Annotated in this window: 11 protein-coding genes; 8 read left to right on the forward strand and 3 right to left on the reverse strand. The window is 40.7% G+C overall.

Annotation, left to right across the window (positions count from 1 at the left end; genetic code table 11):
- Positions 1-6: 6 nt before the first annotated feature.
- Genes CH377_RS07185 through CH377_RS07205 form a run of 5 tightly spaced genes read left to right on the forward strand, consistent with a single transcriptional unit; the run spans position 7 to position 8,860 of the window.
- Positions 7-984: a ketoacyl-ACP synthase III gene (locus tag CH377_RS07185; protein WP_100723125.1), complete on the forward strand. Its 978-nt coding sequence runs from the start codon at positions 7-9 to the stop codon at positions 982-984.
- Positions 985-1,032: 48 nt separating this feature from the next.
- Positions 1,033-6,411 (forward strand): protein kinase domain-containing protein, encoded by a 5,379-nt coding sequence (locus CH377_RS07190; protein ID WP_100723127.1) that lies wholly within the window; start codon positions 1,033-1,035, stop codon positions 6,409-6,411.
- Between the two features lie 32 nt (positions 6,412-6,443).
- The gene (locus CH377_RS07195; RefSeq protein ID WP_100723242.1) at positions 6,444-6,995 is read left to right on the forward strand and encodes a SiaB family protein kinase; all 552 of its coding nucleotides are present in this window, start codon (positions 6,444-6,446) and stop codon (positions 6,993-6,995) included.
- Positions 6,996-6,997: 2 nt separating this feature from the next.
- Positions 6,998-7,372, forward strand: coding sequence for a DUF1987 domain-containing protein (locus CH377_RS07200; RefSeq protein ID WP_086446050.1), 375 nt, complete (start codon positions 6,998-7,000; stop codon positions 7,370-7,372).
- A gap of 21 nt (positions 7,373-7,393) precedes the next feature.
- The gene (locus CH377_RS07205; protein WP_100723128.1) at positions 7,394-8,860 is read left to right on the forward strand and encodes an adenylate/guanylate cyclase domain-containing protein; all 1,467 of its coding nucleotides are present in this window, start codon (positions 7,394-7,396) and stop codon (positions 8,858-8,860) included.
- Between the two features lie 44 nt (positions 8,861-8,904).
- Here the strand turns inward: CH377_RS07205 and CH377_RS07210 are convergent, their stop codons facing one another.
- Positions 8,905-9,363: a VOC family protein gene (locus CH377_RS07210; protein WP_100723129.1), complete on the reverse strand. Its 459-nt coding sequence runs from the start codon at positions 9,361-9,363 to the stop codon at positions 8,905-8,907.
- 69 nt (positions 9,364-9,432) lie between these two features.
- Entirely contained in the window at positions 9,433-10,518 is a 1,086-nt protein-coding gene (locus tag CH377_RS07215) for an endonuclease/exonuclease/phosphatase family protein (RefSeq protein WP_100723130.1), read from the reverse strand.
- Between the two features lie 149 nt (positions 10,519-10,667).
- Between CH377_RS07215 and CH377_RS07220 the strand changes: the two genes are divergently transcribed.
- Complete coding sequence (locus CH377_RS07220) at positions 10,668-11,693, forward strand: hypothetical protein (RefSeq protein WP_243402011.1); 1,026 nt, start codon at positions 10,668-10,670, stop codon at positions 11,691-11,693.
- Between the two features lie 57 nt (positions 11,694-11,750).
- On the opposite strand, the gene CH377_RS07225 is transcribed toward CH377_RS07220, so the two are convergent.
- Positions 11,751-12,701: an alpha/beta hydrolase gene (locus tag CH377_RS07225; RefSeq protein WP_100723132.1), complete on the reverse strand. Its 951-nt coding sequence runs from the start codon at positions 12,699-12,701 to the stop codon at positions 11,751-11,753.
- Between the two features lie 261 nt (positions 12,702-12,962).
- Between CH377_RS07225 and CH377_RS07230 the strand changes: the two genes are divergently transcribed.
- Both CH377_RS07230 and mtnC read left to right on the forward strand, forming a co-directional pair.
- Entirely contained in the window at positions 12,963-14,348 is a 1,386-nt protein-coding gene (locus CH377_RS07230; RefSeq protein ID WP_100723134.1) for an MFS transporter, read from the forward strand.
- Positions 14,349-15,053, forward strand: coding sequence for an acireductone synthase (mtnC, locus tag CH377_RS07235; protein WP_100723136.1), 705 nt, complete (start codon positions 14,349-14,351; stop codon positions 15,051-15,053).
- Positions 15,054-15,249: the final 196 nt, after the last annotated feature.

Genomic DNA, 15,249 nt, shown 5'->3' on the forward strand with positions numbered 1-15,249 from the left:
TGATCCATGGCGAATTCTAAAAACCTAGTTTCGAACGGGGTTCGAATCACCGGGATTGGACATTATCTCCCGGAAAGGATCGTCACTAACGACGAAATTCGACCTAGATTAAAATATCCTGAAATGCATCCTGCCGAAAAAGCAGTCATCGGCAATATTGGCGTAACGGAAAGAAGAAGGGCAAACGAAAAAGAAACTGCTCAATTCATGGCGGCAGAAACTTCCAAAATGATCCTCAAAGACGCAGGAAAAAAACCTGAGGATATTGACTTATTCATCTTAGCCAATTGGACAGATCGCCTCTATTTACCTGATCTGGCTCCTCAGGCTTCTAAACTTGCAGGAACTTCCAATTCTTTAGCATTCGATATTTGTACTGCTTGTACCGGATTTGTTCACGGAGTACAAATGGGATCCGCATTCTTGAGTAGCGGCAAATATAAGAACGCACTCGTAATCGGTAGCGAAAGATTTTCAGTAAGAACCAGAATGAACGGTTATGGAGAATTCACAGCAGGCGATGCAGCCGCAGGAGTTTTATTAGAATATACCGGAAATAAAGAATTCGGCATTATAGATTCTTTCCTAAAGGATGATGGAGATCTTGCAAACATCATAGAATTAGGACCAGGACCGAATTTTTATATAAAAAGTTATCCAGAACTTGTGACTAATGCTGCGGATCTCACTCTTTCTGCAATGGATGATCTATTAAAAAAGAATAATGTCTCATTAGAGGAAATAGATTGGGTAATCCCTCACCCTGGAACGGATGTGGTAGTGCAGGATGTTCTCAAAAGAACAAAATTCCCTAAAGAAAAAATACTTTTGAATTTCGAAAGAGTGGGTAATACTTCTGCGGCATCCATTCCAATTGCATTGTCCGAATACTATTATAAGGGAATCGTCAAAAAAGGCGATTTAATCCTTTCCCCCGCAGTTGGAGCCGGATTTTATTGGGGCGGACTTTTGTATCGTCTCTGAAAATTCGATATTTAGAATATAATATAAAAATAAAGGTGAAGTAGAAGGATGATCGTAACAGGGTTCGAACTAAAAGAAAGACTGAATGCCGAATCTGCGTCCGAAGTTTATAAAGCTGTTCGTAAAGAGGATAATAGGTCCGTCATCATCAAATTTCTTCCGGTTTTGGACGAATTACATCCTTCAGTTGTCAATCTTAGGAACGAATTCGAGATCCTAAATTTACTTTCTTCAGGTTATTTTGTTAAACCTATTAAGTTCGAAAAATTGCAAGATGGATTCGCACTTTTTATGGACTTCGTACCTGGAGGTTCCTTAAAGGATTTTATCTCCAAAAAACCGATGACACTTTCGGATTTTTTCCCGATTTCTATCCAGCTCGCAGAAAGACTAAGTGAGATCCATTCCAAAAAGATCATACACAAGGACTTAAAACCGGAAAACATAATATTCAATAGAGATGAAAAACAGATCCGTATCATAGACTTCGGGATTTCAACCAAATTGAATAAAGAAGAAACTTCTTGGTCAGCACCGAATATTCTAGAAGGTTCCATCCATTATGTTTCTCCGGAACAAACCGGAAGAATGAATCGATCCGTAGACTATAGAAGTGATTTTTATTCTCTGGGAATCACTTACTATGAGATGCTTCTCGGAAAACTTCCGTTCGACGGCGAAGACCTTTTACAATTAGTACACGCTCATTTAGCTAAGATCCCAACTTCTCCCAAAGAAGCAAGATCCGAGATCCCTACAGTACTTTCAGAAATCGTAATGAAACTTCTGGCAAAAAACGCCGAAGACAGATACCAGACTGCGAGAGGACTCCAAGGAGATTTGGAGAAGGCTTACGCTCTCTGGAAAGAAAAGACCGATTTCCCTTCTTTTCCTCTTGCCCAATCCGATTTTTCCACTGAATTCAAGATCCCTCAGAAGTTATACGGAAGGGACGAGTATATCAAAACACTTTTGGAAGAATTCAAATCCGTTGCCACAAACGGAAGATCCAGAATGGTCCTAATCGGAGGATATTCCGGTGTGGGAAAATCCTCACTCGTAAAAGAGATCAACAAACCTCTTACAGAATCCAAAGGTTATTTCATTTCAGGAAAATTCGACCAATACAATCGAAACCTGCCCTTCTCCGCCGTCATACAAGTATTCTCCAGCTTAGTAGAATTGATATTAACCGAATCTCCGGAAAGGATCGAAGCTTGGAAAAGTAAGATCAGAAAAGCTATAGGTGCGAACGGAAAAGTGGTCACAGACGTGATCCCGGAATTAGAGATCATCATCGGGAAACAAGATCCCGTTCCAGAGCTTGGTCCACAAGAGAACGCAAACCGTTTTTATATAGTATTCCAAAACTTCATTAAGGTTTTTGCAAGCCCTGAACATCCTCTTGCAATCTTCTTAGATGATATGCAATGGGCGGATACGGCTTCCTTAGAACTTCTTAAAAACCTGATGGAAGATGTAACCGTAAATTACCTTTTCATCATACTTGCCTACAGAGACAACGAAGTTGATTCTTCCCATCCTTTCCAAGTGTTATTGGATACTTTGGAAAAAGAAGGCCTCGATCCTTATAAGATCGTTCTCCAACCTTTGGCGTTAAAAGATGTAAGGCAATTACTCTCTGACAGTCTTTATATTTCCGATGATAAAACAGTTGAACTCGCGGAAATCGTCCATTCCAAAACGGGAGGAAACCCATTCTTTATCGGGGAACTTCTAAAACAACTCGCCAAAGAAGACTCGGTCTATTTCGATCAGGGCTCCGGAAAACCTGGGGAAGGTATCTGGAAATGGGACATCGCAAAGATCAGAAACACCAAAATTTCGGATAACGTTGTAGAACTTTTGGTAAATAGGATTCGTAAACTTTCTCCTAAGATCCAAGAAACACTGGAGATGGCTGCTTGTATCGGAAGCAGTTTCGATCTGGCGCTTATTACCAGAATTTTAGAGACGGATTACAAAACAGCACTCAGTTCTTTGCAGGAAACAATCGCAGAAGAATTGATTGTCCCGATCGGAGAGAATTATCGACTTGCGGAATCTTTCGAGGAAACTGCTGCAAATAAGGATAAAAATTACCAAACTGCAAAAACAGTAACCTTCCGATTCCAACATGATAGGGTCCAACAAGCAGCTTACGAAATTATAGAAGAAGAAAAGAAAAAGAAGATCCGCTTACAATTAGGAAGATTCCTGATAGAAGGCGCGGATTCTAAACAGATAGAAGATAATATTTTCGATATTGCGAATCATATGAATATCGGCTCCGGGTTAATTACGGAGTCCGCTGAAAAACTAAAATTAGCTCAATTAGATCTAATAGCGGGAAAGAAGGCTAAAAATTCCACAGCTTACAAACCTGCTCTATCTTATATAGCGAAAGCGAGAGAATTACTTTTCCTTCTACCTGAAGCTTCTCAAGGAGATGATGCTCTTTGGAATTCTAAGTATGAACTTTGTTATTCTATCTTCAGAGAATTGGGAGAAACCCAATATCTCACTGGAAATTTCGAGGATTCTCAAAAAACGATCGATACACTTTTAAAATACGCAAGATCTCCGATCGAAAAAGCGGATGCTTGTAACCTTCTGATCATTCAATATTCTGCTCTCGGAAAATTCGATTTAGCTCTTCCTATGATCATCAAGGCACTCCAACCGTTAGGCGTGGATATACCTGAAACAGACCATGAGAAAGTAACAGGAGAAGAGATCGAGATCGTAAACAAGGCTCTAGAAGAAAAGACTGTAGATTCCTTGTTGGACCTCCCACTGATCCAAAAACAAGAACAGATCATGGCAGTGAATCTTTTGATCAGCGCCATTCCTACTGTTTATAATTTTGCATTATCACTCTTCCCTATCGTTTCCTTAAAAATGGTAAACCTATTCTTGAAGTATGGAAACCTTTCCGATCCGTACGGATATTCTATGTATGCCATCCTTCTCACTTCAGGATTCCAACAATATAGAAGAGGTTACGAATTCGCTGAACTTGCAATTAAAGTTAGTGAAAAGTATAAGAACCCAAGCGGGATCACTAAAGCAGCCAACATTCTTGCAAACTACACCACTCCTTTTGTAAGACATTTAAAATATTCGGAAGAAATCAACCATAGAGGGATCCAGGCAAGCTTAGAATCTGGGGAATTCCTACACGGCGGTTACTGCGCGATGAACGACGCAGTCAACGTGGTCCTACAGTCTAAAAATCTAGAATTAGTAAAACCTAAAATAGATGGGCTTTTAAAGTTCACTCGAAAGGTAAAAAACAACTTAGCAATCGATACTGTTCTCGCTTCTGCGCTGGTAGTTTCCAACCTACGAGGAAAAACTTCTTCTCAACTTGAATTCTCCATCGATGATATGAGTGAGCAGAATTACATTGAGTTATGTAATTCTCACCAGAGTCCTTTCCCTGTTTGTCTTTTTAAGATCATGAAGGCAAGAACACTTCTCAGCTACGGAGAATCCGAGAGTGCATTAAAAGAGTTAGAAGAATCCGAAAGTATGCTTGGATTTATCTCCGGTCAGATCGCAGTAGAAGAACATGCTTATCTATATTCTTTAGCTATGGCTGCGAACTACAAACTTTCTACCCAAGAACAAAAAGCAAAGTTCTTAGAAAGGATCAAGAAGAACCAACAGAAACTGAAAGTTCTTGCTGAAAACGCTCCCGAAAACTTTGAGCACAAATTCCTTTTGGTAGAAGCTGAGCTTGCTAGATTAGAATACAAAAACTGGAAAGCAGCCAAAACATACGAACAAGCGGTTCAGCTTGCAGGCAAAAACGAATATTATAATGACGAGGCTTTAGCTGCAGAACTTGCATCCAAATTCTGGTTCTCTAAAGGTAGTATCAAGATTGGTTCCCAGTACATCGCAGAAGCTTACCAAAAATACGGAAGATGGGGAGCGACTAAAAAGCAGGAGCTCCTAAAAACTCAGTTCCCGGAATTCATCCGAGAAAAAGGGGGAAGAGACACCTTCCGCACTACTCGCACGATCGGGACCTTAAGCACCAGAACTGCTTCTGCTACTGAAGTATATTCTGGGCAAACCTTGGATTTCCAATCCATTCTAAAAAGTTCCACTGCAATCTCCGGAGAGATCAAATTAGAATCCTTATTGGATACCTTAATGCAGATCTCCATCGAAAACGTGGGCGCTGAAAAAGGAGTTATGATCTTAAGAAGGGATGGAAAACTTTTCGTAGAAGCGGAAGGTAGTACGACCGATGATGAGATTAGAGTTCTCCAAGGGATCCCGATCCAAGAGAGTAAAAATATACCTATCAGCGTTATTTACTATGTTGAGAGGACAAAAGAGGATCTGGTTCTACGTAACGCGTTCGCGGACGAGAAGTTCAATAAAGATCCGTATATTAGAGAAAGGAAAACAAAATCCGTTCTATGTTCCCCTATCATCAAACAAGGGGAACTGATCGGTATATTATATTTGGAGAATAATCTTTCCGAGGCAGCATTCACTTCGGATAGACTGCAGACTATCTCAATTCTGTCCTCTCAGGCAGCGATCTCCATCGATAACGCATTACTTTATGCGAATTTGGAAAGCAAAGTAGCTGAAAGGACCAAAGAATTAGCTCAGGCTAACGACGATCTGGCATTAAAAAACCAGCATATTACGGACAGTATTACATATTCATTGAATATCCAGCAGGCTATTTTACCTTCTTCTGAAGTATTAGGAAGTGCGCTTTCCGATTATTTTGTAGTATTCCGTCCGAAAGATATAGTATCTGGAGATTTTTACTGGTTTTCAAAACAGGAAGATACAATATATATCGCATCCGTCGATTGTACAGGCCACGGAGTTCCGGGAGCTCTTATGTCCATGATCGGCAATACTTTGCTCAATCAGATTGTGAATGAAATTGGTATCACCGATCCAGGTTCTATTTTAGAACAACTGCATAAAAAAGTAAGGCAGGCCCTCAAACAAGACATGGACCAAACAAATTCCAGAGACGGAATGGATCTTTGTCTATTAAAGATTGAAGGAAACAATTTATACTTTGCGGGAGCAAAACGGCCTATTTTTATAGGAAAAGGTGGAGTCTTGACCGAAATTAAAGGTGATAGATTCTCGATTGGCGGAAGGCAAAAAGAAGAAACGCGAAAATTTACAACACACTCCATCTCCTTGGAAAAAGGAATACGTACGAGTGTTTACTTAACCACGGACGGATTTATGGACCAGCCGAATCCGGACCGACAAAAAATAGGTACCAAAGGGTTATTAAACTTCTTAAGCGGGATAGAACATCTTTCCGGTGAAGAACAAAAAGAACGTTTAGAATCCTTCCTGTTAGCCCACCAAAATGGAGAGGCTCAACGGGACGACATAACACTAGTCGGTGTAATATTGGGGGGAAGATAAGGAGATGTTTCTGAAAAAGGAAGATGCTGAAGATGGAAAATGAAGTCGTAAATCTATTTAAGACTTATCAGGAAACCAGCGAATACAATCTGCTCGTATCCTTTAAGGGCAGACTGTCCCAGGAAGTTCTAACTGAACTAGGATCAATGATCCGGACTTCTTTGAGCACGGAATCCAAAATAAAGAAAATTTTCGCGGTATTTATTGAACTAGCGCAAAATATGCTGCACTACTCCGCCGAGCGAAAAATCAACGAAGAGCAGAAAGATGCAGGCGTAGGGATCCTCATAGTTAGGGAAAATTCGGTTGGCTACCATGTTGCTTCGGGAAATTTGGTACTAAACGAGAAGATCGAGTTTTTGACCGAAAGGATCCAAAAAATCAACTCCATGAGTAAGGACGAATTAAAGTCCTTCTACCAACAGCAACTTAGATCGGAGAGGCCGGAAGATAGCAAAGGAGCAGGTGTGGGATTAATCGATATTGCCAGGAAGTCAGACGGACCTCTGGTATTTCGTTTCGATAAATTGGATGGCAAACTATCCTTTTTTACAATCTCCGCATTCTTTACGAAGGAAAACTAATCATGGAATCCTTACATATACAACAGACTAAAACTTCACCGGAAATCATCTTAGAATCGGACAAGGGGCTCGCGGAAATTATCGGAGAATCTTATCCGGAAAACGCAATGGCGTTTTACAAACCAGTCTTTGATTGGTTGTCTGCAATCCAAACTGCAAACAAACAGATCCAGTTCCGTTTTCAAATGGATTATTTTAATACCAGTTCTTCCAAAGTGATCATGGATATTCTCGACAATCTTCAGAAATATCATGACAAAGGTGGAAAGGTAGAAGTCGAGTGGCTTTATAAAGAAGACGATGAAGACATGCAGGAAACCGGAGAAGAATTCTCTTCCGATTTGTCCCTGCCTTTTAAAATGAAATCTTATAAATAAGATTTCATTCGTGCGGAACAAGTGGAAAAGAACGAAACTTCGAAAGAACAAAATACTTTTTTCGAGCAGGAATTTAAACTTCTCTCGGATGCTCAGTCTTTTTTAGAAGATTCGAACACAAAAGAGGATCCTAAACTAAAATTAAAAACCCTAGTAGGATCCTACGAGTCCCTTCTCAAACAATCTTCAAAGATCATGAAGATCGGGGATTCCACCCAGCATAGACTTCTCAAAACCCAAGAAGCATTAACCGATTCTAATATAATGTTAGAGGCCGCTTATATGGACCTCAAACTTGTAACGGAAATCGGAAAGATCATCACTTCTTCCCTTGAACCTAAAGTTATCATTCAATCAGTCTATGAGAATACCAAGTCGATCGTTCCAATGGATGTTCTCGCATTCGGGACTTACGACGAAGAAAAAAAAGAGATCAAATATAAGTTTTGTGTAATAGACGGAAGATATGTGCCTGCACCTTCCGTAGATTCCCTAGAAGAAGATAACCCTTCTTCTTATTGTGTAAAACAACAGAAAGAACTGATCACTCTGGATATCGAAAAAGACTTCCCGAATTATTTATCTGATATAAGAAAACATTTCGGAGAAAACTCCCAATCTGCCCTTTACTTTCCACTTAAGGTAGAGGAACGTTTAATCGGAATTCTTACAGTTCATAGTTATTCTAAAAATGCATTCCAGCCGAACCAGCTGAATATTCTCAGGACCTTAGCAAACTATGTGGCAATCGGTGTGGATAACGCGGATGCTTATAGAACACTTTCCAAAAGAAACAAAGAATTAAAAGATTCTTTGGAAAAGATCGAAGTCCTAAATAAAAGTATAGAGGAAGAAAGACAAAAGTCTGAAAACCTTCTCCTGAATATTCTTCCTAGAAGTATTGCTGATCGTTTAAAAGGTGGAGAAGGTGTTATAGCGGACTATTTCCCTTCTTCTACCGTACTCTTTGCAGATATAGTTGGGTTTTCAAAACTTACCACTAAGATCCAAACTCCTACAAGACTTGTGGAGATCTTAAACCGTATTTTCACGGAATTCGATGTGATCGCCGACAAATATAAATTAGAAAAAATTAAAACAATAGGCGATTGTTATATGTTGGCTGGCGGTATTCCTGTCCCAACAGAAGACCATGCCCATAAAGCTGCTCAAGCAGCACTTGACATGTTGAATCGTCTGAATGAACTCAAACCTGAGTTAGAATTCGAGTTTAATGTCCGTATTGGTCTTCATACTGGAGAGGTTGTTGCCGGAGTGATCGGAAAAAATAAATTCGTGTACGATCTCTGGGGCGATTCAGTCAACACTGCTTCTCGAATGGAATCTCATGGAGCCACAGGAAGGATCCATGTTTCTGAATCCGTTTATCTGTCCTTAAAAGATAAGTATAATTTCGAAGATAGGAATGTGATCGAAGTAAAAGGAAAAGGCCCGATGCATACTTACTTCCTAGAGGGCGTTAAGTAACCTTAATAAAAAAGGATCTCCGAAGAGATCCTTTTTTTTGATCTTCAGCCTAAGGCTTCGATCACTTCTTTAGGAGCCTGGACAAGTTCCACAAGAACTCCCTCTCCACAAAGTGGAAATTCTTCATTTCCTTTCGGATGAATAAAAGTTACGTCGTGACCACCAGCACCTTTACGAATCCCACCGGGAGTAAAACGAACTCCTTGAGCGCTCAGCCATTCTACTGCTTTGTGAATATCATCCACCCAAAGTCCGATATGATTCAGTTTAGGATCATTCACTTTTGGACTTTTGCTTGGATCCACAGGTTCCATGATATCTACTTCTACAGCGTAAGGCCCTTTGCCCATCTGTAGGATATCCTCGTCTACGTTCTCTTTTTCACTTCTAAAAGAACCAATGTTTTGCAATCCGAGAGTATCCACCCAAAATTTTTTGAGTTTATCCTTACTATCTCCGCCGACTGCGATCTGCTGCACTCCCAGAATTTTAAACGGTCTCATAATGCCCTATCTTTCGTTTTTTCCAAATTCTTGCCCTCTTAGAAAAGAGCAAGGATTTGTCCGACCTGATTAACGGGATTCCAAGGAGAAGGTCGCCTCTAAAGGAAGGTGATCACTGGATTCGTAAGCCTCACCTTCTTTTAACACTAAGTATTCTTTCTTAACTAAACCCTTAGAATAGAATATATAATCTATAGTTCTATCCGGTTTCGCAATTTGAGGATCATTAGGGAGATGAGTGTAAAATTTTTCCCGGTTAGGTCCGTTCAATTCCTCCAAACTTGCGGTCGAATTCCATTTCTTGAATAAGGGAGAAATTTCCTCGTCGTCACTATAATAATAAGCTCCGTTAGGATGTAATTGTTGTCTGGAAAATCCAGGAGGAAGAAGATTAAAATCTCCAGCTAAGACCCATTCCATTTTTTCCGAATCCAATTTTTCCAACAAATTCTCTATAAATGCAACCTGTCTTTGCATTGTATCCGTTCCCATAGAGAACGCATCCAAATGTGTATTCAAAAGAACTAAAGGTTTTTCACCTTTTACATCTACCTGAGCTTCTAATATCGCACGCTTTAACTGTAATTGTTTGGTGATAGGATCCGCAGGAGGAGTAGGAAGTTGATGGCGGGAAGCGGAAAGAATTTTATATTTACTGAATATAGTCAGCTTCATTCCGACTGAACCCATGATCTTTGGATGAGGAACAAACCCTGCCTTCCAATAGAATGCTTCCGTTTGGCATGGGTATTTGTCTGAAAGTAGGGGAAGAATCCGTTCCGACTGATTTTCAGAGTAAGTTTTTTTAGCTCCATCATCCACTTCTTGGAACAGAACAAAATCAGGATCCCTTTCCGAGATCACATTTGCTACTTTTTTGAGAGTAGATTCTATCTCTTCTCTAGATGGTCCGGTATCTGGTCCAGATTCATCAGGAACATCATACCAAAATACACGATTTCTACCCGCAAAATATTGTATGTTCCAAGAGAATACCTTGATCGGCCCTGAAGACTCCAGGCTCGGAGCACCTTCTTCACATTTTACTTGTACTGATTCCAAGTCGGATGGATGGAATGTGGAAAAATAAACTACTAGAAGTAATAAAGCGAAAACACTTAATAACACCAGAAGGATTCTTTTGAATAATTTCAAGGCAGCCTCTTTCTATTTATATCATTCTTGGCCTTCCTTTCTAATGAAATTCCCCGCATTCGTCCACAATTTTAGAGTTTTGGGATACAAGAATCAGAACGGAAAGACTTTCCCTTTTTCAGGGGATAAGAAACATTGGAATCGGTCCCATGCAGAATAAATTTCTAATCCTATTCTTTTCTCTTTTTATATGTTTTAGCCTATCTCCCTTGTTCGGGGAGGAACTAGAACTACAGATTGTCCTCAAAAATGGAAGCACAGGCGGACCAGGGTCCGCAGAAGGGATTCGTCTCTTCGCCTTAGAAAGACAGATGATGCCTTTACCTCTTCCTGACCAAGGTCCAGTTAGAGGAAGTTTCAAACTTCCTAAGATCAATGCTCCTGATGGACTTCCTATCCTACTGCAAGTGACCTATAACGGAGTAAATTATAATAAGATGATCCCTCCGGTACCTATGATGAGGTCCCGACCACAAGAAGTCACAGTTTATGATAAGACCTTGGATCGTTCCGTAGTTAAAACGAAATCCCTTCTACAGGTAGTAAGAGAAAAAGACGCATTAGTAATTTCTAAAGTATCTATTCTTACTAATAATACTATTCCACCTAAAAGTTTTCAAAATCCCAATGATCCATTAGAAGTTTATGTGCCTGAAGGAGCTTTAGATATAAGCGCTCAATTGACCCAGAGTACGAATAAAATGGCGATCCCAATCCAATTGACTAAGGGAAAAAACGGCTGGGTGATTGATAGGGCAATTCTTCCGGGGACTTCTCAGTTATTCGTAAGTTATGTGATCCCTTCTACCAATTTATCCCCTACTCAATTTAAGGATAGGCTCTTATTCGAGAACCAAGAAGGAGAGAAGGTGATCTTCTCTAAGCCGAAGGATATGCAAGTTTCTTTTATCGGGCAGAAGGGAACACGCCCTGTTTCCGTCGACGCTCCTCCTGATGTAAATTCGAATATTGTAAGTTATGCGGGACCTCAGTATGAAATCACTCTTTCTGTGATAGGCGGGGAACCGATCAACGAGACTGCAAACCAGGAAAGAGAGATCAATAATGGCAGTATATTCGTTTCTACTGAAAAAACGATTTATGGTGTGATTGGAGTTCTTTCTTTCTTATTCTTCCTTTCTTTCACAATCACGTACAGATTAAGAAAGGAATAAAAAAGCCCGACCTTTGCGGGTCAGGCTTTTTGCAGAGCGGCTCATTTCCGGTTAATGCTACTTCCTCTTTGCTACTGTTTTCTTTTTAGGAGAAGGTTTCGATTTGGCAGCCTTCTTTATGCTCGGCTTTTTGGCGGCAGACTTTGTCCTTTCAGGAACCAGAGAATCCATAAATTCTTTGATATCCTTGAGGACCTTATCTCTTTCTCCTACAGGTTCATTCATAAGTTCATGATAGAAACCTTTATAAGTCTTCATTCTTTTATTCTTATAAACCAAATGATTATAGAATTCCAGACTTCCGGCCGGATCAGCGATCCCATCAGCTAAACCGTGTAGAATTAGAATAGGAGTTCTTAAGATCCCTGCCTTTCTATTCGCAATCCCTCCCTGTTGGAACAATTCATAACCCATGGAAAATGAAATTTTGCCGTGAACTAATGGATCATCGATATAGGCCTGGACCACTTCAGGATCCCTACTCACCAAATTTGTATCCAAATTTGCATCCAGAGTGGTGGAAGGAGCAATCTTACGTAAGAATCCTGCCACAGAGATCTGGAATCTTTGGAAAGGAGTAGTAGGGATTTTTAATGCAGAAGAACAAGCAACAACTCCATAAATATAATCCTGGTTGATACCTTCTAAGGCATAGCGGATGACCACCACTCCTCCCATGGAATGTCCTAAAAGTAGAATCTTATCTTTCTGCTCTTTTTTACGGACCTCTTGCACGAAGTCAGCGAGATCATCTACAAATGCCTCGAAACCGGAAGCATGACCTCTTTTGCCTTCGGATTTGCCATGGCCTCTTAGGTCCAAACCGTAAAAGTTTACATCACTATCCTTAAAATATTGGATGAGGTTGGAATACCTACCGCTATGTTCTCCGAATCCATGACAAAAAACAATTACACGATTGGCTCCTGATTTGGTCCATGCCTGACCGTATAACTTGGTATCGTCTCTGGAAGATTGAAAGAAGAACTCTTTATGTTGGTAGGCCATGCTGTTTGGCTCCAGTTAGGTTAGGGCGGTATCCCTCGTAGTCGGACCGAAGCTATAGACAAGTAAACGTCGGGTCAAGTATTTATTCCAAAACAGAAGAAAGAGGATGTTCTAGGACTAAAATCGGACCTTTCTTTCTCTCAAACCTCTGACAGTAAAATCACATTTTCGTTGCCGATTCCTTTTCCCCTCACCAATCTGTCGCTTTACGTGCTTCTTATAGAAGCCGACATCAAACAGAAACATAGTGGAGAGAATTGGATGTCTCAACCGACCTCGGAAAAAAGCCTGCTTCGATATTTCGGATTAGGCGAACTTGCCGCCCATGGAGGAAACGCGATCCTCGCCTTTTGGATGATCATGGGAATGGCCTTCTTTCTATTCGCGGACCAAAACCTGATCGCACCGAACCTCAGAAATATAGCAGGCTCTTTCGGGATCACTGACCAAAAAGAGATCGATTGGAAATTGGGAGGACTGATCCCGATTTGCTTCTTTGTATTAGGAGGATTCGTTTCAGTTTACATGGGTTATCTTACCCAAAGATTTCCGAGAAAACCTTTGGTCATCGGGACAGTATTATTAGGAGAGATCCCTTGCCTTCTTTCTGGATTCGCAAGAAGCTACGATGAATTTTTAATCCTTAGAACTCTTACAGGTTTCGGCTTAGGCGGAAGTTTCCCTCTTCTATTCTCTTTAGTGGGCGATTATTTTTCAGATAAGTCCCGTTCTACTGCAGCGGGTTATCTTTCTCTTTCTATGGGGCTCGGAGTTGGGCTCGGACAAATGGTTGGAGGGACCTTAGGCACGGCTGATCCTATCAACGGTTGGAGAGAAAGTTTTATCTATATGGCGGCTCCTTCTTTCCTATTCATGCTGATTTATGGATTATTCTGTAAAGAACCAGTTAGAGGTGGAAAAGAAAGGGAACTTGCAAATGTTTCGGCGGATTTAAACTCCGAAGCCGTTCGCTTAACCTGGAAAGATATTCGTACAATTTTTGCTACCAAGAGTAATATTGGTATTTTCATGCAAGGGATCCCGGGCTGCGTGCCTTGGGGAGTATTCTTCGTATTCTTGAACGATTATTACGAATTCCAATACGGAATGCCGAAAGATAGTGCTTCAGCATTGGTAATTTTTGCTGCAGTCGGAATCTTTATCGGAACCTTTTTCGGTGGGATTGTTGGCCAAAAAATATACGACACGAACAAGACATTATTACCTATCTTTTGCGGGAGTATGATCCTAATCGGGATACTTCCGACTGTATATTTATTGCACGCAGGAAATGTTGCAGGAAGTTCTGCATTCATTTTTATTAATATACTTACGGGTATTATTATTTCCGTAACAGGACCGAATGTAAGAGCATTGATCATGAATGTGAATCCTCCAAAAAGCAGATCTTCTATGTTTGCTCTTTATAATCTGACCGACAATTTAGGGAACGGACTTGGACCTGCGATGGCCGCATTGATCCTTACTGTGTTGCCGGATAGAACACAAGCGTTTACGATCGCGATCCTTTTCTGGATACCTTGTGGACTGGCTTGGTTATATATCCTGAAAAATTTCAAACATGACGAACAAAAGATGCATGAGGAACTGGCAGCGGAAGCGGGCAGGATCAAAAGGACAGCTTAATTGGAAGAACAAAACACCGAGTTATATTTATTTGATATAGAAGGGACAACTACGCCGATAGAATTCGTGCACAAGGTTTTATTCCCCTACTCGGTCCAAAACTTCATTACATTCTTCTCTGAAACCTCGGCGGACACAGGCTTCGCCGAGGAACTCATACTTGCTTCCAAAAACGAAAACGAATATACGGAAGAAGTTTCCGATTCTCCAGAATCACTTACTAAATTCTGCAAATACTTAGTTTCCAAGGATCGTAAATTAGGGATTTTGAAAGAGATCCAAGGAAGGATCTGGAAAACGGGGTACGAATCCGGCGAACTAAAAAGTACGATCTTCTCAGACGTTCCTCTCTTTTTGGAAAGGATTAAAAAATCAGGAAAACGTGCAGCCGTATATTCTTCAGGAAGTGTAGAAGCTCAGGTTTTGATCTATAAATATTGTGAAGCAGGAGATCTTACAGTATATTTCGAAAATTATTTCGATACTGCTGTAGGTGGAAAAAAAGAAGCCTCGAGTTATACTAAGATAGCCGAAAAACTTTCTTTGTCTCCGAACTCCATCGTATTCTTCACGGACATAAAAGAAGAAGCAGACGCTGCTTCTGAAGCTGGAGTCAGACCTATTATAGTTTCTCGTCCCGGAAACCACCCTCAGGCGGCACATAAGTATCAGATGATCCAGGACTTTAGCAAGATCTTGGCTTAGTTTTTTTCGCACGGAGTTCACTGAGATCACGGAGAGTTTTTCGAGTACAATGCGACAGCGATGCGTAGGGGAAGTCTCGAAGAGACCGAAGCCCGTAGCAGCGCGGTCCGAAGGAGTCGCCCAAACCCTTACCTTACATGCCAATCATGGAATCTCAAGGATCTTTTAGTAAATTAAAGAATTCCATCCCCGTCGA

The organism is Leptospira haakeii, from assembly GCF_002812045.1.
In the GTDB taxonomy this organism is placed as follows: Bacteria; Spirochaetota; Leptospiria; order Leptospirales; family Leptospiraceae; genus Leptospira_B; species Leptospira_B haakeii.

What these genes read in the sequence shown, in the direction of transcription:
- CH377_RS07185 (WP_100723125.1), top strand. Translation starts at nt 7, where the DNA reads ATGGCGAATTCTAAAAACCTAGTTTCGAACGGGGTTCGAATCACCGGG.
- CH377_RS07190 (WP_100723127.1), top strand. Translation starts at nt 1,033, where the DNA reads ATGATCGTAACAGGGTTCGAACTAAAAGAAAGACTGAATGCCGAATCT.
- CH377_RS07195 (WP_100723242.1), top strand. Translation starts at nt 6,444, where the DNA reads ATGGAAAATGAAGTCGTAAATCTATTTAAGACTTATCAGGAAACCAGC.
- CH377_RS07200 (WP_086446050.1), top strand. Translation starts at nt 6,998, where the DNA reads ATGGAATCCTTACATATACAACAGACTAAAACTTCACCGGAAATCATC.
- CH377_RS07210 (WP_100723129.1), bottom strand. Translation starts at nt 9,363, where the DNA reads ATGAGACCGTTTAAAATTCTGGGAGTGCAGCAGATCGCAGTCGGCGGA.
- CH377_RS07220 (WP_243402011.1), top strand. Translation starts at nt 10,668, where the DNA reads ATGCAGAATAAATTTCTAATCCTATTCTTTTCTCTTTTTATATGTTTT.
- CH377_RS07225 (WP_100723132.1), bottom strand. Translation starts at nt 12,701, where the DNA reads ATGGCCTACCAACATAAAGAGTTCTTCTTTCAATCTTCCAGAGACGAT.
- CH377_RS07230 (WP_100723134.1), top strand. Translation starts at nt 12,963, where the DNA reads ATGTCTCAACCGACCTCGGAAAAAAGCCTGCTTCGATATTTCGGATTA.